Here is a 23,556-nt window from a genome sequence, read left to right as displayed (position 1 = left end):
TATTAGTGAGCAGTTTGGTTGTTATATTTAGCAATGATATGTCGCAATTTTCCGTATAAAAATGCAAGATAAGCACTTATATCTATAATTTTGATAAAAGCCGCATTAAATCTGTAGACAACGCTTGCAATTCGTTTTGGCTTTGTTATAATACTCGCCCACGACATGAGACGTATTGTTAGCATCAATACTATGTTTATAGATTTTTTATAAATGTCTTGAATCGTTAGGTGAAGTGGGTGAGTGGCTGAAACCAGTTCCCTGCTAAGGAACCATACGTGTAAGCGTATCGAGGGTTCGAATCCCTCCTTCACCGCCATTTATTCAGTTGTTATTAGAGTAATAACGCAATATACTGCGTTAAACATTTTAATAATTAATTCAAAAAATAATTTGTTTTAATTAAAAAAGATGTTGACACAAGCGATATTATCTATATAATGACCAACCTAATTTACTGCAAAAGATATTATCTTCGCAGTGGATAAAGTGCAAAATACGCGCCTGTAGCTCAGTTGGATAGAGCACTTGGCTACGAACTAAGGGGTCGGGAGTTCGAATCTCTCCAGGCGCACCATTTGCATAATAGCTTAGTATAAGCTGATAAAACATTAAAATAATCGCCTGTCTTATGACAATTGGCGGTTTTTTTATGTCTGTAACTTTTACCTTTCTACTTATTTATTCTACGATCATCTTCTGTGTATGACATGATTGGATAGCCAACTAATAATATTAAAGAGCAATCTACGATATTGGAGAGCAATCTATGATATTGGACAGTCATCTATGATATTGGACAGTCATCTATGATATTGGACAGTCATCTATGATATTGGACAGTCATCTATGATATTGGACAGTCATCTACGATGTTAGGCCACCTATGATATTGGACAGTCATCTAGGATAATGTACGATAGCCCCACCATTTACGGTACAATAGCATTACTATTCACTGCTTGCTATGAGCTTGTACCATGTCAAAAAGTCCATCTAAACGTCCGTCAAAAACGACTCGCAAATCAAAGCCTCAATCGAGTGCGCCTGTACAGCAAGATCCTAACGAAGAGCCAACCATCGCTAAGCCTATGATTCGTGTCGTGGCGATTCTCTATGATGGTATGCTGATTTTAGCGTTATTGTTTTTGGTAGGGACGATACTAACCGTCGTCGGTACGCTGTTGACTATGGAGACGGGTACTGAGTCATCACAAGCTCAGTCACTGCCGCTCTGGTATCAGAACGCCATTATGACGCCGTCATTTGTACTGACACTCGTGGCATTCTATGGGGTATTTTGGCGCCGTGGTGGTCAGACATTGGGTATGCAGACATGGCGATTAAAAACGATTAATGATGCAGGTCAATGGCTAACGTGGGGACAGTCGTTTAAGCGTATTTTGGCCGCTTGTTTGATGCCGCTGATTTTTGGCATTATTGGTAGTCTCATTGATGGATCACGCGCCGCCTTATTGGCCAGCGCGTTTCTTGGTTTGGTATTCAACTATGTGTTCTGTCTGTTCAACCCTCGCGGTTTGGCAGTACAAGATATGCTGTCCAACACCATCACCCTAAAGATGCCAAAAGTGGCACATGAAGGGCTATGGCGCGGTTTTAAAAATCGTAAGAAAAAACCGTAGTATGATGATACTGCATGTTTACCAAACTTTATAAAAGTAAAAATTACATACTAACGCTTTGAATCAGCCATGCAGTATAACCGACGAAGAAAAGTACCAACGTAGCGCCTGACGTACGACCGAATTGGCGTTTTGTTTTAAAGGCAAATACGCATAGTGTCACTAGCAATATCGTCAAGAGTCCCATTGCCATCACATCACGTGATAGAATCACTGGGTCGGCTGCGATAGGAGCAATGACTGTTGCCAAGCCGACAACTGCCAAAGTATTGAAGATATTAGAGCCGATGATATTGCCAAGCGCCATATCATGTTCGCCTTTACGCGCTGCTGACAAGCTCGATACCAGTTCAGGTAATGAGGTCCCAACGGCGACAATCGTTAGACCAATGATAAGCTCACTAAGCCCCCATAGCATTGCTAACTCGACAGCGCCCCAAACGATAGCACGTGAGCTAGCTACTAGCATCAGCATACCGATAATTAAACTGACAAGACCACGAGTTACGCTTGGTTCTAGCTTTTCTAAGCTCTCTGAGTTATTTAAGTGCTCTAAGTTATTTGAGTGCGCTGAGTCAGCATTAGCTACGACTACATCCTCTTCGTGCTCATGATAGCCTTCACGTATACTCATTATGATCTGTAGTCCTAAAACGGCGACCAATAGTATTAATAGTACGATACCATCAGCTTGGCTCAATGTCCCATCACGTAGCTGCCAAGCGGCGATGACAGTAATCAGTAGCAGCAAGGGCAAGTCGCGCTTTACGATGCCTCTACGGATGATAATAGGGCTAATCAATACGGTTGCACCGAGTACCAATGCGATGTTGATGATATTCGAGCCATAAGCGTTACCTAGAGCCAGCTCAGGGCTGCCTTCTATCGCTGCTAGTACTGATACCACCATCTCAGGCGCTGACGTGCCTATACCCAATATTAAGACACCTATTAAGAAGCTAGGCACACTAAATTTCTTGGCCAGTGCTGTCGCCCCATCAATGAAGACATCGGCACTCCAAACTAAAATTGCTAACCCAATCAGTATTGCAAGCGCGGCCAACCACATCAGTATGTTTCCTTGTATATGATGAAAAATGTGAATTTGATAAATAAAAGTGGCATAAAAAAAGCCGAATCTTGATTTAGATTCAGCTTTCCCTTTAGCATCGAGATTTTTAGTAATAATAGCAGCTAATTCAAAGATGTAACTTTGTGTTTATCTTAAATTTACCAAAACCTCACCATCCTGTCATATTAAGCAACTTGTACAGGAATGATATTTGCTGTGTCTTTTACGGTGTTGTCTTCGTTGCAATAGACAAGTTTTGGCTGATACGTTGACGCTTCAACTTCATCAAAATGCGCGTAAGCACAAATGATAACGATATCGCCCAAATCTGCCATATGAGCCGCAGCACCATTTAATGAGATAATACCAGAGCCCGCCTCAGCACGGATAGCATAGGTGCGAAAGCGCTTACCGTTGGTCACGTTATAGATATCAATAGATTCATTTTCGCGTAGACCAGCAAGATCTAATAGATCACCGTCGATACCGCAAGAGCCTTCGTAATGAAGCTCGGCATGGGTAACACGGGCACGGTGTAATTTGCATTTAAGCATATTAAGTAGCATAGGTTGGTTCCTTGGCGTAACTGATATTAATTAACTAAATCAAAAGGTTAATGGGGATAAAACTACCAAAATAAAAGGTCATTATCATTGAACGACTACATTATTCTGGTAATTTAAAGCCATTAATTTGTGAACGTGCTTTTTCGACATCACCATCTAACAATAATGGGAGCGCTTCAAAAGCAGCTGTCAGCGCGCTATCAATCGCAATCTGCTCATCGGGAGATGCTTTAGAGAGAACGTGTCCACTAACTTTAGACTTGTGACCAGGATGGCCGATACCCACACGCAGGCGATGAAAATCATTGCCAATATGCGGCGTGATATCACGTAGGCCGTTGTGACCACCATGTCCACCGTCTGTTTTGAGTTTGATACTACCAGCTGGAATATCGAGCTCATCATGAGCAATCAACAATTCATCATTTTTGATGCCATAGAAATTTACCATAGGCACCACTGACTGACCAGATTTATTCATAAACGTCAGCGGCATAAGTAAACGCACATCAGACCCATGAATCTGCCCACGCCCTGTCACTCCATGAAATTTTTTATCAGGGGAGAGCGTGATATTAAACTGCTGAGCCAAATGATGGACAAACCAAAATCCTGCATTATGACGCGTAAACATATACTGCTGACCAGGATTACCAAGACCGACAATAAGCTTTATGGCCATAAAAACACCCTGCTTGAATTTGATAAATAGGGGTAAGGTTTGAAGTACTGATAGACAGCTTATTTTCAAACCTTACTTACAAAAACAGCAGGAGATTTTAATCACCTGCTGTCTTATTGACTAAACGAATGTATCACTAACCAGCACAAAATAATGCACTAGTTAGAAATAGTATATTACTCGCTGTCTTTGTTTTCGTCAGTACCGTCGTTTTGCTCAGTTGCTGGTACTTCATCAGCATCAACGTCAGCATCAGCATCAACTTCTTCTACTGTTGGTGGCTGCATGTTAACGATAGTACGGTCATGACCGTCTTCTAGCTCAAGCTCATGAATAACAACGCCTTCAGGAAGTTTGATGTCTGATAGACGGAACAAATCACCGATTTCCATGCCAGACACATCTACTTCTAGGTATTCAGGAAGTTGTGATGGTAAGCAGATAACTTCGATGTCAGATACTAGAGTAGATAGTACACCAGCAGCAGCAGTACCAGGCGCATCTTCACGACCAGTGAAATGAACAGGAACGTTCATGTGGATTTTCTGACCTTTTACAATGCGCTGGAAATCAGCATGCATTGGGAAGCCTTTAGCTGGATGGCGCTGCAAGTCTTTGATAACTGCTTGATGCTCTTCACCGTCAACGTTGATAGTCAAGATGTGTGAGAAAAACGCTTCGAATTCTAGTGATTTTACTAGTTCGTTAAGCTTGATAGAGATAGCTGTTGGCTCTTCGTTACCACCATAGATGATAGCAGGAACTAGGTTCTGCTTACGTAGGCGGCGGCTCGCACCTTTACCTTGTAGTTCAGCAGCACGATCAACGGCGTTTAGTTCAAAATGATTAATGCTCATGGATATAATCCTATAAAAAAAATGATGAAGTGTCTGGTCATAAAAAAGTGGATTTGCGACCAATCCACTAATACGTGATGATAGCTAATATTATCGTTACGAATAAAACTCGCAATGTCTAAGCTTAGCCATTTGCTTATAGCAGCGCTCGCTATGATAATTACCATAACAATGGTTGCTGTTAAGCATGATCAGCACTTTTGATAGTGCTGGCCTAATAAAAACAACGAAAAGGTCAGCACAGGCGCGCATTATACGTGATTCTGTAGCAATAATAAAGACCTACGTAAAATGCCTACACAAAACAAAGCGCCAAGTAAGGATACTTGACGCTCTGTTTTTTAACTATTCAAGATGTCTTATGACAGTCATTGCTATTCAAAATTAACGCAATGGCTGTTTTAAAAATAACTGTATCAGATTAAGCGTCAAACATCGCGCTAATAGATTCTTCGTTATTGATACGGCGTAAGCTTTCAGCCAGCATCGGTGCAATACTTACCTGACGGATTTTGCTACAGGCTTTCGCTTCAGCAGATAATGGAATCGTATCAGTCACAACCACTTCATCCAATGCAGATTCGCTGATGTTTTTCAGTGCGTTACCTGATAGGACAGGATGCGTGATGTAAGCTAAGACGCGACGTGCACCATTTTCTTTCAATGCTTCGGCCGCTTTACACAATGTACCTGCAGTATCGACCATATCATCAACGATAACGCAATCACGGTCACGAACATCACCAATGATATGCATTACTTGTGACTCATTGGCACGAGCACGGCGCTTATCAATAATTGCCATGTCGGTATCGCCTAACTGTTTGGCCATCGCACGTGCACGAACCACGCCGCCTACGTCAGGTGAAACAACCATGATATTGTCATAGTCTTGCTTTTGTAGGTCGTTTAGCAATACAGGTGTGCCGTAGATATTGTCTACAGGAATATCAAAGAAACCCTGAATCTGATCTGAGTGCAAATCAACAGTCATTACGCGATCGATACTAACGATGTTTAGCATGTCAGCGACCACTTTAGCCGAGATAGGTACACGAGCTGAGCGTGGACGACGATCCTGACGAGCATAACCAAAATACGGCATGACAGCTGTGATACGGCCAGCACTAGAGCGACGCAAAGCGTCAGCCATCATCATGATTTCCATCAAGTTGTCGTTGGTCGGTGCACAAGTAGGCTGCATGATAAACACATCTTTACCACGTACGTGTTCTTTGATTTCCACGGCAATTTCGCCATCAGAAAAACGCGTGATGTCAGCTTTACCAAGAGGTATGTGAAGATGATCGGCTACGGTTTTTGCTAATTCTGGGTGGGCATTACCCGTAAAAATCGCCAAATAAGGCATGACAGAAGTCCTATTGATTGACTCAAGCAGCGACCGCTAAGCAGTGTCAAACTGCTCAAATTAAGAAAAGAGTGGTGAAGGTGTTGAAGTATACTATTACAGTAAAAAATGGCAGGGGTAGCTGGACTCGAACCAACGGATGTCAGGATCAAAACCTGATGCCTTACCAACTTGGCTATACCCCTGTAATGTCTAGGCTATGAACAACTGATATATAATAGCGACTAAGTAGTCGTTCTCAATATAGTGTCATGACCTGTCAGTTATCTAAAAAACGGATAATCCGTTTAAAACATAACTTTTCCCTAGCGGTGTCCATTGCGAACTATACCGAAACTGGGATAACGTTGTCAATGACAATAAGATAAGTGGCTGTCTATAAACCGCTTATACTCGATGTATCTCTAACGCTTCGTACTAAAAAATGGCAGGGGTAGCTGGACTCGAACCAACGGATGTCAGGATCAAAACCTGATGCCTTACCAACTTGGCTATACCCCTATTGTGGCGACCTATTATAAGTAAATTTTCAGATTTTGCAAGTCATTTGCAGCTTTTTCTGGTATTTATTCATCATAGGTTACTGCTGACGCTATTTTAGCAAATTAAAATAGGCAATCCTACCGTTGTCATTATTTAGATGATAAGAAATCTAAAGGTTATATGTGCTATTTTAAGTTTCCAACGACATATGCCGCACAAGGCGCATCTGCAATCCACTTCGCCACAAGTTTTTTGTTAGTAGCCACACTCGCATCTAGAGGCAAAAATACCGCACTGCCAGAGCCAGTCATGCGTGCTATGCTCAGTGCTTGCGCTTCTAACCCCTGCAAATAATTCAAGGCATCTGTAACGGCAGGAGCAAGGCTAGTCACTACTGACGTAAAAACATTGTGATAGGGTGCATTGAGCGTTTGTACATAATCAGCGTATTGGCTTTGAATGGTTTCAATCGATAGGGGCGTGATGTCTCGCTCTAGTTTTGGATGAGCGAAAAGTGTGGCAGTGTTGACGTGTGCATCAGGTGTGAGGAGCAAATATTGCTGGTCAGGCAACTCAATCGTAGTCAGTTCTTCACCAATTCCCATCGCAATAGCATCTTGGCCAAAGATAAATATCGGTACATCCGCACCCACAGTCGCGCCAATCTTTATAAGCTCATTACAAGTAAAATTAAGCTGCCAAATCTCATTGAGCACCAGCATAGTCGTTGCTGCATTAGATGAGCCACCACCCAACCCTGCGCCCATTGGCAAATGCTTATCTAAAGCGATATGCACTTTTGCTAATTGCTCCGGTAAAGTGTTTGACTGTATGGCAGATGCTAGCAGTGCGCGCGCTGCTTTGAAAATTAAATTGTCCTCTATACTGGTAGTAATAGCCTCTGCACCATCCAATATTAGTAGCTGATGACAGAGTTGATTAGCAGTTAATTCACTAGCTATAGTAGAAATCACAGCATCGTTGCTGACCGAGAAATGCAAATAATCGCCCCAGTCGAGCAGGCGAAATACCGTTTGCAAATTATGATAGCCGTCGGCACGTTTACCAGTGACGTGCAAAAACAGATTGAGTTTTGCAGGTGATATACGAGTAATCGTAGAAACAGATGGTACGGCTATATTTTCAGTCATATTTTTTTATCATAAGGTGCAGTTATAAATAGCTATCTTAATTAACAATGCTAGTTTTTAGCAGGCTTTCTGTTGTTAATAAAAGATGGATTAATGATTGATCGTCATTACAACTTTGTTGCCTTGTGGCTGTACTGCACTAATTTTACTAGGTAGCTTATCCGTACCTTTATAAGTAAAGCTGGCTGTCCACTCACCATTGACTGAGCTAACTAAACGATTCTGATCATCCAGTTGTGGCGCACTATCTGAAGGTGCTGGGCGACCAGAAATCCAGTAAGGCATTTGTGAAATTGGTGCTTGCCAACCAGTGGCTTTCTTTAGCAAGGTTTCAGGATCGTCAGCGGTCAATGTACCTGTCTTTTCGCTAACTAGAGTAGCGGTCTGACCATTGTATTCGATGTTGGTTTTACCAATACCGAGTGCGCCAATCAGCTCAATGGCAAATCGGTCATTTTGCTGGCCCCATGCATAGAACGCACTACCACCTTGGGTACCGGTCGAATCATTCGCAGGTGTCGTCACTCCAATCTTACCGGTGATATTGAAGCTCTCTAGCTTTTTGGGTTGATCAGCGTTTTGACCTTGTACAGTAGTCGTTGGCTGGTTGGTCGCGTTGGCCGTTTTTAATGACTGACAGCCAGAGGTTATGACCATTGCTGCAGTTATAGCAGTAAATAGAGCCAGTTTATTTGGTTTATAAGAAGTGATTGATGCTGACATAATAGTTTCTCAAAATGGAAAGATGAACAAAGATATTAGCTTAAGCGTTATTTGTTGCTCGGTTATGCACGGCTGTTAGCTTCTTATAACGACCTTGTAATTTACAAATGCTTCGTTATTTACAAAAACCTTATCAACTATCGTATCTCTATGGTTGCAAAGCCCAAGGAGCATATCCAAAATCAGCGCTATTAATACAGCTGTATGCGGTCATTGATATTATGCTGTCCAAATGAGAAGCGCTGCTGCAAATCTGCGAGTAATGCTTCAACTTTATCATTGTTACCTAAGCCTTGATAGGCACGCAATAGCAGCGTGCCTGAGCGCAGAGTTGGTAGTACATCATAAGGTGTCTGTAGGTAGTCGATGACCTGCTGATAGTTCTCTTTGGCCAATGCATTGCCTGCCAAGACATTTAAGGCTTGCAGATGTAGGTCGTTATCATAACGTGGGTCATCATAGCGAATCTGAATAATCGCTGTCGCTAGCGCCAGACCTTGCTCTGAGCTGCGCTCATTTGCCAGTAGCAACTGTGCATAGCTTAACTGATAGGATAAGTTGCTAGGATCTAAAGCCTGCAAATGGTTGAGCAGGGTGCGCTTAACGACATAGTCTTCTTTATCATCTAAAAGCTGAGCACGCGCGAAAAGTAGCATCTCATTATCAGGATATTTACGAGCGGCACGGGTTAGTAGACGCAGTGCTTCATCCGACTCGTTTTGTTGCCACAAGATATCGGCTTGCATGACAAAAGTGTCAGGCGCGAATACTGTGAAGTCTTTGCGCAGCTTCTCTAAAGTCGCGATTGCCCCATCAACATCGTTATCGAGTAATTCAAACGCCACTACCTTTCTACGCGCTTCTAATACCAAATCCTCTTGCATGACGCCATTGAGATAGTATTTGGCTTGATCGAACAACTGCTGACGCTCAGCACTGATACCCAGATAGTAATAGGCTTGATCAAGATAAGCTGGACTCTTGGCAAGCATATTGAGTAGCTCATCGGCACTAGCGTACTCTTCAATATCTAGGCTTACTAAGGCTGCGAGCAGAGTAATTTCAGAATCATCATTGAAACGGCTATGCGCCTCAAGCAGTAACTTCCACGCTTGTTCGCTTTGCTTTAAATCTAATAGATAGCGAATCTCATATAGATATAAGCTTTTGCTATCAGGGTTACGTAGACGAGCTTGACTGACATAATTAATGACGGTTTCTGCGGTCACGATTTTACGCAATATATCTGCTTTTAACGTAATAAAGGGCACATAGTCTGGCTGACGCTCTAGCGCTCGATTGATATGAACGATAGCGACTTCAGGTTCGTTAAACTGATAGAGTAAACCCGCTTTTAATACTGACAATGAGGCATTTTGCTCGCTATCTAGTGGCTGCAACGCGGCAAGAAGCTCACGTTTGTCATCATCATTATTTGGGTAAATACCTATGAGAATTTCACTTAAGTCTGCGCGTGGATCATAGCGCAAGATGCGGTTTAAAGTTTCACCCGCTAATATGTAGTCGTGGGCACGTAAGGCCAAATGCGCGACATAAAACCATGCAGGCACGTGGTCAGGGTTTTGGTCTTGCCATGTCTTGGCAAATTGTAATGAGTCTTCAACCCTTTCGTTACGCAAAGACAGGCTAAGCGCTCTCTCAAACACGGCTGTCGCATCTTCTTTAAAAGACTGTTGCTTATAAATAGAGACTGCACGTCGTTTGTCGTCGCGATCAGCAGCAAACTCGGCATCCAGTAGAGCGTACAAGCTTGGTTCACTAAGCTCAGGCTGCCATAAGCTGGCTGGCGCTAGGCCATTAATGTTTTTTACGTTTTCTATGGTGAGCGTATCTTCATTATAAGGTGTATCAATCGCATCACTACTATCATTTACTTTATTGCCATTTAGCTTATTATTAGCTGCTTTATTATCGGTAGCAACGGATACGTTAGGGATTTTTGTTTCTAGCAATACATCAGGATGGCTAGCATGAACAGGGGCTGCCAAACACAGACACACGGCTAGAGACAACGCTAGCTTATATCGTTGACACAGGCGCTCAATAGCGACATGCAATAAAGCACGGAAGCTAGAGTATTCGCTATAGGGATGTAGTGACCGAAGTAATGACCCAAAAAAAATCATAGATAGCCGTATTCGCCTATGGTTTACCTACAAAGATAAGGCAAGTTTGTTTTAATTATTTTACGTTAGATATTGGCAATATGTACCCATGACAAACATTATAAGAGTAGACCGATGAGATAAACAATAGCATCCGTGTTACTCAGGTATCGGCAGGTCTGACTGTATGAATGTGCTACTAGTAGCGAGTACGTTGCCAAAGAATGATACTGAAGATGATTAAATATAGATATGTCTGTCGAACTGAATATTATAGAAATATAACAAGTTAAGATAGAGTAAGCGAATGATTTAACATTATATTATTGACCATAAGTCAAAACCCAGCTATTGATTTTATAAATCGTATGAGTAGTTGATTTGTTACATTTGCGACCAGATACAGAGATATGGTTATCATAGATGGGTGAGTGTTAATTAAAGCCCGCAATAATGATATAATAGGCGGTTTTTAGGGTCTTCCTTTTTAGCGCTGTCGTCAAAAACTGTCTTTTAAAAATAATAAGATAGCGTAAGGGGCAACTGAGCGTCATGTTTATGGTCTATCGATAATGAGATTAGTGGTCATTGGGGTCAATCACAAAACTGCACCAGTCGCTCTGCGAGAGCGCTTGGCGCTTGTGGGTGACGATGTAAATGTCGCACTCAAACAAATAGAAGCCTTTACTGATGGTAGCGTGATCGTCTCTACTTGTAACCGCACCGAAATCTATGCGCTAGTGCCGCAAACTTCAACGTCGCAGCACGCTAATAGCCAATTATCTGACTCACAATCATCCAATGTGCAAGATGTCAAAGCTGCTGGCCAATCATCATCCAACAATACTTTTAGTAGTAGCATGAATATCTCGTCTGCTGCGATTAGTGCGCATATTACCAAAATCAAAACGTGGCTGGCTGATTTCAAGCAACTACCACTCGTTGATATTGATCCTTATCTCTATGTGCATCGTGATACTCATGCATTGACTCATTGGTTAAGAGTAGCGGCTGGTCTCGACTCTATGATACTGGGTGAGCCGCAGATTCTTGGTCAAATCAAAAACTCTGTGCATCTGGCTCAAGACCAAAAAGTACTCAGCAATCAGCTAGGCTGGATCATCGATCAAGTATTCGCTGCCGCCAAACGAGTGCGTAACGAGACGCAAGTTGGCGCCCAAGCCGTATCACTTAGCTTTGCTGCCGCCAAATTGGTCACACAAATATTTGATGATTTACCCAGTCGTACTCTACTGGTCGTTGCGGCAGGCGAGATGAATCGCTTAGTTGCCACCCATATCGCAGGGTTAGGGGTCGGACGAGTCATTATCTGTAACCGTAATCCCGAACGTGCCGAAGCCTTGGCGGCTGAACTACGTGGCCCTAATCGCCGCGTAGACGTTAGACCTTTACAGGAACTACCACAAGTCTTGGCAGAAGCCGATATCGTTAGTAGTTGTAGTGGTAGTATGGATTTGCTGATTGATAAGACAATGACCATACAAGCGCTAAAGCGTCGCCGTTATCAGCCAATGCTTATGATAGATTTGGCCGTACCGCGCGATATTGATTCGACCATTAGCCGTATTGATGATGTTTATCTGTACTCTGTCGATGATTTGCAGCATGTCATTGCAGGTAATATCGAACAGCGTCGTCAAGCCGCAGTGGATGCTGAACTGTTAGTCAGTCAGTTGGTGGTCGAGATAGACCGTCGCTTTCAGGTTCGCCAAGTCGGCAAAGATATTCAGCAGTACCGCGCGTGTACTCAAGGTCAAGTCGATAAACTACTGCATGAGTCTATTGCTAAGCTGCAACAGGACGATGTTAGTCCAGAAGATATCATCACTGAGCTATCGCGACGTTTGACTCAAACATTGACTCATGCGCCATCGAAACTGATGCGCAAAGCCGCACGCGAAGGCGACAGTGAGTTGCTAGACTTCGTGGTATCAGGACTACAAGATGCTCATCGAGGGCATTGATGTTTTTATCGTGGCTTTATAAATCAAAATTTATCAATCAATACCTACCAATAAATACTCAATAGCGCAAGTCATATCGTTGCCTGAGCGTATCGTTGTCAACCTTCAGTATCAGTGCTAATATCAAGCTCTCATGGATGGCTTAGGTCAAGATATGTGCTGGTGTTTGCTCGTAATATGACTATAAATATATTAACTTCACGTTAGTAGACCTCATCAGTGTTCGTTGTTTTTTGTTTGTTTAAAAACAACGCATCTCTAGACAGCGCAAGACCTCACCATCAAAATAATAGCACTTGATTATAGTGCTATCTAATCTATGTCGCATATTATCTAACCATACACTAGGAGTGTTCAATGCCTGCATTACGTCAAGATATCGATCCAAACGGCTTATTAGAGTATTCAGTGGTTTATACCGATCGTGCGCTAAACCATATGTCAAAAGCCTTTCAGCAAGTGATGAACGACCTATCTAGTGACCTAAAATCTGTGTATAACGCTGACGCCGTGGTGATCGTTCCTGGTTCTGGTACTTATGGTATGGAAGCAGTCGCTCGCCAGTTGGCAAATGATGAAGACTGCCTAATCATTCGTAATGGCTGGTTCAGCTATCGTTGGACGCAAATCTTAGAAAAAGGCAAAATTGCCAAATCATCAACTGTGCTCACAGCCAATCATACCGAAGATAGCGAGTCACCAAAGCCGTTTGCACCAGTCGATATCGACACGGCGGTCGCTAAAATCAAAGAAGAGCAGCCAGCAGTGGTATTTGCGCCGCACGTCGAGACCTCATCAGGTATGATTTTGTCAGATGACTATATCAAAGCGTTGAGCGCGGCTGTGCATAGCGTCGGTGGCTTACTGGTTATTGACTGTATCGCGTCAGGCTGTGTCTGGTTAGATATGAAAGACTTGGGTATCGATGTGCTTATTAGCGCCCCGCAAAAAGGTTGGAGCAGTACGCCGGGCGCTGGCTTGGTCATGCTAAGTGATGCTGCTGTCAAAAAAGTGGACAGCACTGAATCTGATAGCTTTAGTATCGACCTAAAGCAATGGTTGAATATCATGCGTGCCTACGAGAATGGCGGTCATGCTTACCATGCGACTATGCCGACAGACAGCTTACGTCAGTTCCGTGATGCCGTAAATGAAGCCAAAGCAATCGGTTTTGATAAATTGTGTGACGCGCAGTGGGCACTTGGCAAACGTATCCGCGAAGTACTAGAAGCCAAAGGCGTTAAGAGCGTCGCTGCCGAAGGTTTTAAAGCGCCAGGTGTTGTCGTCTCTTATACTGATCGTGATGACATGCATAAAGGTAGCGCGTTTGCTGAAATCGGGGTGCAAATCGCGGCTGGTGTACCATTAAAAGTGGGCGAGCCTGATAATTTCAAAACTTTCCGTTTGGGTCTATTTGGCTTGGATAAATTGACTGATATCGATGGCACAGTAGCGCGTTTTGAAGCGGCCCTTGATAAAGTGTTAGGCCAGTAAAGATGCCAATTAAGAGGGCTGATAAAGATAGTAATGTGATAGCTTATTAAGTCTTTTTCACTGTCCTTTTTGAAGCCTTTGCGGTACAGTCTTTACAGTTATAAAAAATACTGAACTATTAGCATTATGCTAGGTTCAGTATTTTTTTACCTTTTTATTATATTTTATAATATAATGTATTTTTATAAATTAATACTCAAGCACGTATTCAATAAACTTAACTAGGTAGTCCGTTATGAGCATACAAATAGACTGGCAAGCATTTACGCCGATCTCCTTAGTTGGGGGTCTAATGCTAGGCGTAGCGACGGTTATCTTACTGCTAGGTATCGGTCGTATAGCAGGCATTAGTGGTATTTTTTCAAGCTTACTAAAACCCAAAAGTGTAGAGATGTGGCAGGTGCTATTTACACTGGGCTTGGTGATCTCACCACTGCTATATCAGTTGGCAAGACCATTACCTGAGGTAGCGATTAGCAATTCTTTGCCGCTGTTGATTACCGCAGGGCTATTGGTCGGCTTTGGCACGCGTTTAGGTTCTGGATGCACGAGTGGACATGGTATTTGTGGTAACGCACGGCTGTCTCCACGGTCATTGGCAGCGACCGTCACCTTTATGCTGTTTGGAATTGTGACCGTTTATATCGGTCGTCACGTATTAGGCCTGCTATAGCAAATTCATGGCAGATTGCCAGATGAATGCTAATAATTGGGCTCACGCGCGAACGACATATGATGGTTAATAAAAGATAATAATAGCGAGATACGACGATGCTAAAAAATATAATCGGATTGCTAGCAGGACTGCTGTTTGGACTTGGACTACTGGTGTCAGGTATGACCGATCCTGTAAAGGTACAAGGGTTTTTGGACGTATTTGGTTTATGGGATATCTCCCTTGCACTAGTGATGGGCGGTGGTCTGATCGTCGCTTTCTTCGGTGTGCGATTGGCAAAGCGTCAACAAAGCAGCTGGATCGGCACACCAATTGATATGCCAAGCAAAACCGTCATTAATAAAAAATTGCTTATCGGTGCGATGTTGTTCGGTATTGGCTGGGGGCTGGTTGGTATCTGTCCAGGACCAGGAATTGTATTGCTTGGTACGGGACAGTGGCAAGCCTATGTCTTTATTCCTGCGATGATTATAGGGATGCTGGTTTATCAATGGCTTGAGCCTAAGCTTGGCTGATATAGTTAGTTCTCTATAAATTGGATACGGTGTCAGCCTCGCTTAGTCTACTATTTGTAGTACTTTCACTTGGCTTCCTTGTCTCCAAATTATATTGAACCAACTATAGTATAAATAGATTAGCACTCGAAAAAAGGTCAGTCACTTATACGTGATTGACCTTTTTGATGGATGTTAATTGATGACTTAATAAGTCGCCGCTCTATTTCGCACTGGCGGTTACTTTTGGCGTTTCGTGTGCCAACGACTTAGCCGCTTGGCGTAGCTCAAACTTTTGAACTTTACCGGTACTGGTCTTTGGTATTTCTGCAAAGACAATGTATTTCGGCATTTTAAAGCCTGCTAGATGCTGACTACAATGCTCCATCACCGTATCACGTTGCAAGGTGCTACCGGCGTGAATCTCGATAAAGGCAACGGGTACTTCGCCCCATTTATCATGTGGCGCGGCGACGACGGCACAGCTCTCAATCGCAGGTAGTTTATACAAGACGTTTTCTACCTCGATACTAGAGATATTCTCACCACCTGAGATGATGATATCTTTTAGTCTGTCCATGATTTTGATATAGCCATCAGGGTATTTAACACCCAAATCGCCTGTGCGGAACCAGCCATCAGCGAATGCCTCTTCGGTAGCCTTGTGGCTTTTTAGATAGCCTTTCATTACCATATTGCCACGTAGCGCCAGCTCGCCCATCTCTTCTCCATCAGCGGCGACTGGCTCAGTAGTACCTTGTTTAAATACCTCAAACCCTGCCATCAAGTGAGAAGTCATACCTTGACGTGATTTCTTTTGGGCACGGGTAGCCACATCAAGCTCATCCCATTCTTCCTGCTCAGCGCAGACCGTCACTGGCCCATATACTTCAGTGAGACCGTAGACATGAGAGATATGAAAACCCATTGCTTCCATCGCGGCCAGCATAGTTTCAGATGGCGGTGCACCAGCGACCCAGCCTTTGACCGTATGGGTGATAGCATCTTTATACTCAGGTTTGCCGCCTGCAATCATATTGTGCACCACCGGCGCAGAGCAATAATGGCTAACTTGATGCTTGGCAATCAGCTGCAATATCAAGTCAGCATCAATTTTTCGCAAGCATACATTGATCCCAGCACGCTCGGCGATGGTCCACGGAAAGCACCAACCGTTGCAGTGAAACAATGGTAGCGTCCATAGATACATTGGGTGTTTGGGCATGTCCCAATCTAAAATATTAGAGATAGCATTGAGAGTTGCGCCGCGATGATGATAGACCACACCTTTGGGCTTGCCTGTGGTACCAGAGGTATAGTTCAGCGCAATGGCATCCCACTCATCTGTCGGCATCTCCCAATTATCCAAACTGTCTGAACTGGCTATCAATGCTTCATAACTCATGAGCCCAAAGCGCTCGACATCGACAGCCTTGTCCGTTGAATGAATGACAATTAAGTCTGGAAAAGTCTCATCGATGATTTCAGCGTGCTCAGCAAATTCGCTGTCTAAAATTAAAACCTTTGCTTCGGAATGCTGCAAACAAAAGGTAAGTGCATTAATATCAAGGCGGGTGTTTAAGGTGCAGAGTACGCCACCTGACATAGGTACACCAAAGGCGCATTCGACCATGGCTGGCGTGTTCGGCAGCATCACGGCTACGGTGTCGTTTTTATCAATACCCAGTTTGCGCAGGCCATCAGCCAGTTGGCGACAGCGAGTATAAGTCTGTTGCCACGTCTGAGTCAGGTTGTTGTGTTCTAGGTCGTCATAAATGATGGCAGTCTTATTAGGATAAACTTGCGCGCTGCGAATGATGAAATCAATAGGGGTAAGTGGTTGATGGTTGGCGGCGTTTTTGCCGAGACCTGTATGGAAATCTGTCATGATGATAGTCCTTTATCGTATTTCTATAATGCGTCAGTACATTAACGTCAGTATATTATTTAGTACAGTAATCTAGCATAGAAGTTATAGGTATAAGTCGATATTTATCGATTTATATCTTAGTCTAATCTCTAAGTGATATTAAGCTAACGGTATATAATCTACCTCAAAAGTTGGCTAGGTTTTGTGATGTTTGCTTAACCATATGCCACAGTGCAGCCTGTTACACCGTCCCGCTCGTTATAGCAATTAATATAGTGCTCACTCATCAGTCGCTTGTCTGCATAGCTGACAATAATCGCGGTGTGTTACGATATCGAAGATGCTAAACCCCTTAGACCCACCAATTCTAAAAAGCCGTTTTTAAGAAGTAGCCTCATAAACTATTCATAAGGAAAATGATATGTCTGCCAGCCATAGTGCCAATACGATCCAAACCGCTAGCACCAATGAACACTATCCGCATTTATTTGAGCCGCTAGATTTGGGCTTTACTACGCTAAAAAACCGTATGGTTATGGGCTCAATGCATACTGGGCTTGAAGACCGTTTTTATAATTATGGCAAGTTGGCGGCGTATTTTGCAGAACGTGCCAAGGGCGGCGTGGCAATGATGATTACTGGCGGTATCTCGCCTAACCGTGAAGGTTGGTTGTTGCCTGCTGGCGGAACGATGAATACTAAAGCTGATGTTATCAATCATCAGCGCGTCACCCGTGCTGTGCATAAGCACGACAGCAAAATCATCATGCAGATATTGCACAGTGGTCGCTATGGCTATCATCCTTTTGCTGTATCATCTAGCCCGATTAAATCTCCAATCTCACCGTTTAAACCGCGTAAAATGAGCATTAAAAATATCGAGCAGACGGTAAAAGACTATGCTCGCTCAGCCAAACTTGCCAAGCAAGCAGGCTATGATGGCGTCGAAATCATGGGCTCTGAAGGTTATTTGCTCAACCAGTTTTTATCAAGTCATGTAAATAAGCGTAAAGACATCTATGGTGGTGATATTCATGGTCGTATGAAGTTCGCTGTCGACGTGGTCAAAGCGGTACGTGAGGCGACTGGCGAAGATTTTATTATTCTATTCCGTTTATCAGTGATTGATTTGGTCAAAGACGGTAACGTCATGGATGAAGTCATCACCGTGGCTAAGGCACTAGAAGAAGCGGGCGTAACCATCATGAACACTGGTATTGGCTGGCATGAAGCGCGTGTGCCGACTATCGTGACTAGCGTACCACGAGCCGCTTTCGTTGATTTCACTGCTGAAATCAAAAAGCATATTAGTATCCCGATGATGGCAGCCAACCGTATCAATATGCCAGAAACAGCAGAAGAGATCGTTGCGACTGGTCAAGCTGATATGATTCAGATGGCGCGTCCATTCTTGGCTGATGCGCATTGGGTCAATAAAGCCAAAAACGGACAGACAGATCGTATTAATACCTGTATCGCTTGTAACCAAGCCTGCCTCGACCATACGTTCGAAAACAAACGCTCGACCTGTTTGGTCAATCCGCAAGCCTGTTATGAGACTGAATTGGTCTATAAAAAAACCAAAAAACCGAAAAAAGTCGCTGTCATCGGTGGCGGTGTCGCTGGTATGTCAGCGGCTCATGTGGCGGCCTTACGTGGTCATGATGTGACTCTGTTTGAAGCAAAAGATGTGCTGGGTGGGCAGTTTAACTACGCTAAAGTTATCCCTGGTAAAGAAGAGTTCTTTGAGACTATTCGCTACTATATCAATGAGCTTGAGCATTTGGGTGTTGAGATTAAACTGAACACCAAAGTTGATAAGGACATGCTTGAAAAAGCTAAGTTCCATCATGTCATCGTAGCAACGGGTGTCGTACCGAGAAGTCTAGAAGGTAAGCTAGAAGGTGCTGAGCTGCCACAAGTAATGAGCTATGCTGAGCTGCTATCTGGCGAAAAAGCAGTGGGCAATACCGTAGCGGTCATCGGTGCTGGTGGTATTGGCTTTGATGTAAGTGAATATCTAACGGCTAATCATGGTAAGTCACTGGATGAGATCGGCCCTGAGGGACTAAAAGATCCAAGCTATCGTCCTGAGCCACAGTCCATCAATGAGTGGCGCGAAGAGTGGGGCGTGACCAATGATACCGACTATCAAAGTGATGGCGGTCTGGTCAGACCACATGCGATCAAGCCGATTCGCCAAGTTTATCTCATGCAGCGTAGCAAAGGCCGTCTAGGCAGTGGTCTTAACAAAACCTCAGGCTGGGTACATCGCGCACATATCAAATCTCACGGCGTGATCCAAGTCGCAGGCGTGCAATATGACAAAATCACCAACGAAGGTATCTGGGTAACTAACCCACAAGGTCAAAGCCAGTTATTACGTGTCGATAGCGTTGTTGTCTGTGCCGGTCAAGAGTCAGTCGTTGAGCTGATGCCAAATGTTGGCGATGCGCCAGATGCGCAATATCACCTAATCGGCGGTGCTAAGCTAGCAGCTGAACTAGATGCCAAACGTGCGATTCGTGATGGTGCAGAGGTTGCGGCAGGGATTTAGGGTTTAAACAGAAATAAAAAAGCAGTAAGCTGGCTCAACTTGCTGCTTTTTCTACAATAATATATTAAGAATTGCTTTTAAGCGTGTTCTTCTTGCGCAGAATTAGATTGATGTTTTTGGAAAAGTTTTGAAAAAAAATGTAAGACAAGGTTTTTTTCAAGCTTACGTTTTTTTCTATATAGTATTTCAATAGAATCTTGAGCTTCTTTTCGCTCTCTTAGAAACTCTTTATTTATTTCGATATAATAGCTCATTATTTCTTCATAATTCTCATCTACTTTCTTTTCAACCAACTTGATTTGATACTTTTTATCAGAAGTTTTCATTGTAACCTTCCTTTTAATTTAAAGCCTCTTTTCCAAGAGACATTCTAACGAATGTTCTAAAGCAAGCCTAATTGCAAACCGTTCTAAAACCCATTCAAAGTGTTTTTTCTCATTGTTTTTGAAGAAGTTTTTTTGAGAAGCAGCTATAGTTATAACATATATAACCTCTTTAGTTGTTACACTTATTAGTGGATAACATAACTGTGACCAATCTTCTGTCTCAGATGTCGCTCCTTTGACATAACAAGTAGCCTCATTAACACCTTGTTTCTGCCTAGAAATTTCCTTTCTAACATCTTGAACAATTTCTATTTGCATGCTTTTAATACATCTAGATATTGTACTTTCTGGAAGTCTCAGTTGATCTAAGGAAGTTCTTGGAGGTCGATTCAGTGGTAAGAAGTACTTCCAAGTATCGACACTATTGTTCTTAATATTCATCAAGCCTATTTTAAACTCAATATCTTCATAAGTGTGCTTAAAAAATAATTCTAAGGCCTCCAGAATTAACTCGCTCTGGTTTTCGGGCTTAGTAATAGCCTTGAAAACATTGTTCGTAGTATACTTTGTTGTTTTTGAGCGTACGAAATTATCAACTTCTTTAGCAAATCTTTCTCTCTTTTTATTAACGGGGCGTTCTAACGCTGCCAATAAGCCTGCTGAAACCATACCTTTATCGTTTTTAGACTTAGTTTTAGCTTCAAGAAATTTATAGAGAGCCTGATACAAAATAGCAACAATCGTAGCGGTTAATATTATAGGTATAGGGTGGTTCATTAAAAAACTACCGAAGAAAAGCTTACTAATTTCATCTGCAATCCTACTAGTACTGTAGCCAATTAGTATAAGACCATATAGCGAAATCAGTATTATTTTGACAATAGTAAATCGCCAATCATCAAGGATTAAGATTAACATTTTGAAAAACTTGTTCAATGTGTTGGCTCTTTGCTTTGTGAAATTAATATCCAATTAATTCAAAATTTGTACTCTTGAATATTTCAGATAAAGTGACTATTGAGAGTTTAAAGTTATGAGAATATGGATTTCTTGAAAAAATCAGAATTAGGAGGCTAGTTGTTGCTTACTGAAAATATAAACACTAATTTAAAAAAACTACTGATTTTAGTTATTCTTTAAAAAGAAATCAATCATTTCCTTAATTTAAGTAAAAGTTAGTATATACAATAGTATAATTTCATTTTGATTTTTAAATTAGCTGAGCCATAAGTGTAATTTATTCCTGTTACCAAAAACTCCTTCAATACTACGCTAAATTTTATCAGTTAGATTTAATCATAGGTAATAATTACAATATAAAAAGGATTTCTTAATGGTAAAAGCTCACATTGAATAGATTGCTTTATTTGTTTTAGCGCTAATTGTTACCATTCTTGGTTTAATACTGTATGGTTTCGGCTATACATTCTAGGAGTCTTAACTCAATCATCTTTAAGACTAAGCCTTCATCTCACCAACCAACCATTTTTCAAAATCACTAACTTGCGCTGCCAACTCAGGTTGCGCTTTTGCTAGTTCATCGAGCTTGTTTTTAATCTCAGGCTTATTATATTTAACGCCAGTCAATGTCTCTTTAAGCAGCTCAATAAGCTCAACATTGAGCGCGTCAGAGAAGATGACAACTTCGGTAATCATCGCTTGCTTCACATCCATATGTACATCCATCATGCCCCAATCAAAGCGAGTCTCGATATGATGAGTGAACTCAGGCGTTTTACCAAAGCGCCAATCCCAATCTGCCATTTGTTGATAGTAAGCGTTTAGCGTGGGCTGCTTAGCAAGGCTGGCCTCATCTAATTGCTCAACCTGTGCAGTCTCTCCATGATATTCACAGAAGGCTTCAATAATCGCATCAGACAATGTCTCGTGATTGATAGTCTCATTGAAATCTACCAAGTTTGCCACGCGAGCGCGCACAGATTTGATGCCTTTTGCTTTAAGCTTTAATGGATGCGGGTTTAGATAATCGCCAAGCTTTTGCATGTTGGCATTGACCAGCAATGTGCCATGATGAAAGCTGCGATCGGCTGCATGTCTAAATGCGCTACCCGATATTTTGCGGTCACCGACCTGCATGTCGTTACGACCAGACAGCGTGGCGTCTATGCCGAGTTTCTTAAGCGCATTAATGATGACGGTGAAGTTTGCTTCTTGGTCGTAAGCATCACTGGGCGATAAAAAGGTAAAGTTGGTGTTACCCAAGTCATGGAATACTGCGCCGCCGCCACTCTGACGCCGCGCTAAAAACACATCGTCTGCTTCCATCTTATCGGTTTTGCACTCTACCCATGGATTTTGTGAGCGTCCAATAACCACGGTCTCAGAGTTACGCCATAAAAATAGGGTATGCGAGTCGGGATTGAGCGTATTAAATATCCAATCTTCGGTGGCAAGATTAAACCAAGGATTGGTCACAGCAGACTTTAGGATGCGCAGTTTCATGTATTTGACTCTTTAATAAACTGGGTTGGTGTGCAGGTTCTATAAATAGGTAGCATCATTCTTACCGATGCAGGGTTGTAATTCAATGGCTGTCTAATAGGGAGGTTGATTTTATCAGTGGCTTTGACAGTGGTGAAGACGTTGAGTATATAGAAAAACGGTGAGAAAATTTCATAGAGGATGGTGCTAAGGTTGATGCTTCAGTTTTTAGCGGGCGGAAATAAAAGCCAAGCAAAACGCTCAGCTTTATTGCACTATAAATTGCCAGAATACTTTGTTCTATTTAGCACAGATCTCCCACTGCGATTTTGTACTAAGATAACATTGCATAACCGCTTTACCAGACTGCGCATAGGCATCGCTGACGATACGCTGATTGGTTGGCAGACGATATCTGATGATTGCTGGCTCGTCATTGACGGTGGTCGTCCATCCAGTCACTTCATTACGGTCATTATAGTTTGCACTGGTAGAGGTTGCCATTTTGCCAAGGCCTGGCAGATTATAGGAGACCTGTCTAAAACTATAACTCATCGCTGCACCCTCAGCGCCCTCATACTGACAGTTTAGCTTTTTTTGTAGTTTATCTTGTTTATAAACATAGCAAGTGGTCTCATCTGAGAACTGACCAACCCCGCAAAAACCTGCCGTTGCAACTGACATCATACCGATAAATAACGCTATCCTTTTCATAATCATTCCTCAATAATTTATAAATCCTATTAATGATGTTTGCCATCTATTTTTTGTATTGCCAAATACTAACCAATACCTTTTAGATAGTAGAAAATTAGTAAACAAATATCAACTAATATATTTTAAGAAAATCTTGATTGATTTATCAGAGCTATCCTTAACATCAGTATTATTAAGAGTAGTGGTTTTAAAACAGGGTTATAAGGAGGGTTTACTATGACCGTGAATCTGTTTTTATAGGTATTGAACGGATGACTTACTTAAGGATGACTTTGGAGTTCTTTAGTATATGAATGGAAAGGCGCTGGAATAGGCTAAAGTAT

The 23,556-nt window shown here is 42.4% G+C and carries 19 protein-coding genes and 4 tRNA genes; 8 read left to right on the top strand and 15 right to left on the bottom strand.

Annotation, left to right across the window (positions count from 1 at the left end; translation table 11 throughout):
• Positions 1–229 precede the first annotated feature (229 nt).
• From ACQKCP_RS07490 to ACQKCP_RS07480, 3 genes are all read left to right on the top strand, one after another.
• Positions 230–319, top strand: a tRNA-Ser gene (locus tag ACQKCP_RS07490).
• Positions 320–500: 181 nt separating this feature from the next.
• A tRNA-Arg gene (locus ACQKCP_RS07485) sits at positions 501–577 on the top strand.
• Between the two features lie 403 nt (positions 578–980).
• The gene (locus ACQKCP_RS07480) at positions 981–1,643 is read left to right on the top strand and encodes an RDD family protein (protein ID WP_427611861.1); all 663 of its coding nucleotides are present in this window, start codon (positions 981–983) and stop codon (positions 1,641–1,643) included.
• Between the two features lie 43 nt (positions 1,644–1,686).
• Here the strand turns inward: ACQKCP_RS07480 and ACQKCP_RS07475 are convergent, their stop codons facing one another.
• From ACQKCP_RS07475 to ACQKCP_RS07430, 10 genes are all read right to left on the bottom strand, one after another.
• A complete protein-coding gene (locus ACQKCP_RS07475) occupies positions 1,687–2,712 on the bottom strand; it encodes a calcium/sodium antiporter (protein ID WP_427611860.1) in 1,026 nt (341 codons plus the stop codon).
• Between the two features lie 188 nt (positions 2,713–2,900).
• Positions 2,901–3,281 (bottom strand): aspartate 1-decarboxylase, encoded by a 381-nt coding sequence (gene panD / locus ACQKCP_RS07470; protein WP_010196068.1) that lies wholly within the window; start codon positions 3,279–3,281, stop codon positions 2,901–2,903.
• A gap of 100 nt (positions 3,282–3,381) precedes the next feature.
• Positions 3,382–3,963, bottom strand: a complete 582-nt coding sequence (gene pth / locus ACQKCP_RS07465) for an aminoacyl-tRNA hydrolase (protein ID WP_101205142.1) — start codon at positions 3,961–3,963, stop codon at positions 3,382–3,384.
• Positions 3,964–4,139: 176 nt separating this feature from the next.
• Entirely contained in the window at positions 4,140–4,820 is a 681-nt protein-coding gene (locus tag ACQKCP_RS07460) for a 50S ribosomal protein L25/general stress protein Ctc (protein WP_101205141.1), read from the bottom strand.
• A gap of 421 nt (positions 4,821–5,241) precedes the next feature.
• Positions 5,242–6,189: a ribose-phosphate pyrophosphokinase gene (locus tag ACQKCP_RS07455; RefSeq protein WP_057758042.1), complete on the bottom strand. Its 948-nt coding sequence runs from the start codon at positions 6,187–6,189 to the stop codon at positions 5,242–5,244.
• 109 nt (positions 6,190–6,298) lie between these two features.
• Positions 6,299–6,374 (bottom strand) — tRNA-Gln (locus ACQKCP_RS07450).
• A gap of 240 nt (positions 6,375–6,614) precedes the next feature.
• Positions 6,615–6,690 (bottom strand) — tRNA-Gln (locus ACQKCP_RS07445).
• A gap of 167 nt (positions 6,691–6,857) precedes the next feature.
• Positions 6,858–7,823, bottom strand: coding sequence for a 4-(cytidine 5'-diphospho)-2-C-methyl-D-erythritol kinase (gene ispE / locus ACQKCP_RS07440; RefSeq protein WP_427611859.1), 966 nt, complete (start codon positions 7,821–7,823; stop codon positions 6,858–6,860).
• A 90-nt stretch (positions 7,824–7,913) separates the two neighbouring features.
• The gene (gene lolB / locus ACQKCP_RS07435; RefSeq protein WP_427611858.1) at positions 7,914–8,546 is read right to left on the bottom strand and encodes a lipoprotein insertase outer membrane protein LolB; all 633 of its coding nucleotides are present in this window, start codon (positions 8,544–8,546) and stop codon (positions 7,914–7,916) included.
• 191 nt (positions 8,547–8,737) lie between these two features.
• Positions 8,738–10,693 carry a tetratricopeptide repeat protein gene (locus ACQKCP_RS07430; protein WP_427611857.1) on the bottom strand — a complete coding sequence of 652 codons (1,956 nt, stop codon included), beginning with the start codon at positions 10,691–10,693 and terminating at the stop codon, positions 8,738–8,740.
• Between the two features lie 551 nt (positions 10,694–11,244).
• Between ACQKCP_RS07430 and hemA the strand changes: the two genes are divergently transcribed.
• The 4 genes from hemA to ACQKCP_RS07410 all read left to right on the top strand — a co-directional run bounded on the left by hemA (position 11,245) and on the right by ACQKCP_RS07410 (position 15,342).
• Positions 11,245–12,657: a glutamyl-tRNA reductase gene (gene hemA / locus ACQKCP_RS07425; RefSeq protein WP_427611856.1), complete on the top strand. Its 1,413-nt coding sequence runs from the start codon at positions 11,245–11,247 to the stop codon at positions 12,655–12,657.
• Positions 12,658–13,014: 357 nt separating this feature from the next.
• Positions 13,015–14,151: an aminotransferase class V-fold PLP-dependent enzyme gene (locus ACQKCP_RS07420; protein ID WP_427611855.1), complete on the top strand. Its 1,137-nt coding sequence runs from the start codon at positions 13,015–13,017 to the stop codon at positions 14,149–14,151.
• A gap of 235 nt (positions 14,152–14,386) precedes the next feature.
• Complete coding sequence (locus tag ACQKCP_RS07415; RefSeq protein ID WP_427611854.1) at positions 14,387–14,824, top strand: YeeE/YedE family protein; 438 nt, start codon at positions 14,387–14,389, stop codon at positions 14,822–14,824.
• A gap of 98 nt (positions 14,825–14,922) precedes the next feature.
• Positions 14,923–15,342, top strand: a complete 420-nt coding sequence (locus ACQKCP_RS07410; RefSeq protein ID WP_427611853.1) for a DUF6691 family protein — start codon at positions 14,923–14,925, stop codon at positions 15,340–15,342.
• 202 nt (positions 15,343–15,544) lie between these two features.
• Here the strand turns inward: ACQKCP_RS07410 and ACQKCP_RS07405 are convergent, their stop codons facing one another.
• A complete protein-coding gene (locus tag ACQKCP_RS07405; protein ID WP_427611852.1) occupies positions 15,545–17,209 on the bottom strand; it encodes an AMP-binding protein in 1,665 nt (554 codons plus the stop codon).
• 403 nt (positions 17,210–17,612) lie between these two features.
• Between ACQKCP_RS07405 and ACQKCP_RS07400 the strand changes: the two genes are divergently transcribed.
• Complete coding sequence (locus ACQKCP_RS07400; RefSeq protein WP_427611851.1) at positions 17,613–19,748, top strand: FAD-dependent oxidoreductase; 2,136 nt, start codon at positions 17,613–17,615, stop codon at positions 19,746–19,748.
• A 77-nt stretch (positions 19,749–19,825) separates the two neighbouring features.
• On the opposite strand, the gene ACQKCP_RS07395 is transcribed toward ACQKCP_RS07400, so the two are convergent.
• The 4 genes from ACQKCP_RS07395 to ACQKCP_RS07380 all read right to left on the bottom strand — a co-directional run bounded on the left by ACQKCP_RS07395 (position 19,826) and on the right by ACQKCP_RS07380 (position 23,230).
• The gene (locus ACQKCP_RS07395; protein WP_427611850.1) at positions 19,826–20,074 is read right to left on the bottom strand and encodes a hypothetical protein; all 249 of its coding nucleotides are present in this window, start codon (positions 20,072–20,074) and stop codon (positions 19,826–19,828) included.
• Between the two features lie 18 nt (positions 20,075–20,092).
• The gene (locus tag ACQKCP_RS07390) at positions 20,093–21,010 is read right to left on the bottom strand and encodes a hypothetical protein (protein WP_427611849.1); all 918 of its coding nucleotides are present in this window, start codon (positions 21,008–21,010) and stop codon (positions 20,093–20,095) included.
• A 522-nt stretch (positions 21,011–21,532) separates the two neighbouring features.
• The gene (locus ACQKCP_RS07385) at positions 21,533–22,537 is read right to left on the bottom strand and encodes a lipoate--protein ligase (RefSeq protein ID WP_427611848.1); all 1,005 of its coding nucleotides are present in this window, start codon (positions 22,535–22,537) and stop codon (positions 21,533–21,535) included.
• 279 nt (positions 22,538–22,816) lie between these two features.
• Positions 22,817–23,230 (bottom strand): hypothetical protein, encoded by a 414-nt coding sequence (locus ACQKCP_RS07380; protein ID WP_427611847.1) that lies wholly within the window; start codon positions 23,228–23,230, stop codon positions 22,817–22,819.
• Between the last annotated feature and the right edge of the window lie 326 nt (positions 23,231–23,556).

The organism is Psychrobacter sp. NPDC078631 (genome assembly GCF_050268165.1).
Lineage (GTDB): Bacteria > Pseudomonadota > Gammaproteobacteria > Pseudomonadales > Moraxellaceae > Psychrobacter.
The sequence above is the reverse complement of the archived record's forward strand: the minus strand, read 5'-3'. Positions and strand labels throughout refer to the sequence as shown.

What these genes read in the sequence shown, in the direction of transcription:
- ACQKCP_RS07380 (WP_427611847.1), bottom strand. Translation starts at nt 23,230, where the DNA reads ATGAAAAGGATAGCGTTATTTATCGGTATGATGTCAGTTGCAACGGCA.
- ACQKCP_RS07400 (WP_427611851.1), top strand. Translation starts at nt 17,613, where the DNA reads ATGTCTGCCAGCCATAGTGCCAATACGATCCAAACCGCTAGCACCAAT.
- ACQKCP_RS07415 (WP_427611854.1), top strand. Translation starts at nt 14,387, where the DNA reads ATGAGCATACAAATAGACTGGCAAGCATTTACGCCGATCTCCTTAGTT.
- ACQKCP_RS07480 (WP_427611861.1), top strand. Translation starts at nt 981, where the DNA reads ATGTCAAAAAGTCCATCTAAACGTCCGTCAAAAACGACTCGCAAATCA.
- ACQKCP_RS07385 (WP_427611848.1), bottom strand. Translation starts at nt 22,537, where the DNA reads ATGAAACTGCGCATCCTAAAGTCTGCTGTGACCAATCCTTGGTTTAAT.
- panD (WP_010196068.1), bottom strand. Translation starts at nt 3,281, where the DNA reads ATGCTACTTAATATGCTTAAATGCAAATTACACCGTGCCCGTGTTACC.
- ACQKCP_RS07420 (WP_427611855.1), top strand. Translation starts at nt 13,015, where the DNA reads ATGCCTGCATTACGTCAAGATATCGATCCAAACGGCTTATTAGAGTAT.
- ACQKCP_RS07455 (WP_057758042.1), bottom strand. Translation starts at nt 6,189, where the DNA reads ATGCCTTATTTGGCGATTTTTACGGGTAATGCCCACCCAGAATTAGCA.
- ACQKCP_RS07405 (WP_427611852.1), bottom strand. Translation starts at nt 17,209, where the DNA reads ATGACAGATTTCCATACAGGTCTCGGCAAAAACGCCGCCAACCATCAA.
- ACQKCP_RS07410 (WP_427611853.1), top strand. Translation starts at nt 14,923, where the DNA reads ATGCTAAAAAATATAATCGGATTGCTAGCAGGACTGCTGTTTGGACTT.
- ispE (WP_427611859.1), bottom strand. Translation starts at nt 7,823, where the DNA reads ATGACTGAAAATATAGCCGTACCATCTGTTTCTACGATTACTCGTATA.
- ACQKCP_RS07395 (WP_427611850.1), bottom strand. Translation starts at nt 20,074, where the DNA reads ATGAAAACTTCTGATAAAAAGTATCAAATCAAGTTGGTTGAAAAGAAA.
- lolB (WP_427611858.1), bottom strand. Translation starts at nt 8,546, where the DNA reads ATGTCAGCATCAATCACTTCTTATAAACCAAATAAACTGGCTCTATTT.
- hemA (WP_427611856.1), top strand. Translation starts at nt 11,245, where the DNA reads ATGAGATTAGTGGTCATTGGGGTCAATCACAAAACTGCACCAGTCGCT.
- ACQKCP_RS07430 (WP_427611857.1), bottom strand. Translation starts at nt 10,693, where the DNA reads ATGATTTTTTTTGGGTCATTACTTCGGTCACTACATCCCTATAGCGAA.
- ACQKCP_RS07460 (WP_101205141.1), bottom strand. Translation starts at nt 4,820, where the DNA reads ATGAGCATTAATCATTTTGAACTAAACGCCGTTGATCGTGCTGCTGAA.
- ACQKCP_RS07475 (WP_427611860.1), bottom strand. Translation starts at nt 2,712, where the DNA reads ATGTGGTTGGCCGCGCTTGCAATACTGATTGGGTTAGCAATTTTAGTT.
- pth (WP_101205142.1), bottom strand. Translation starts at nt 3,963, where the DNA reads ATGGCCATAAAGCTTATTGTCGGTCTTGGTAATCCTGGTCAGCAGTAT.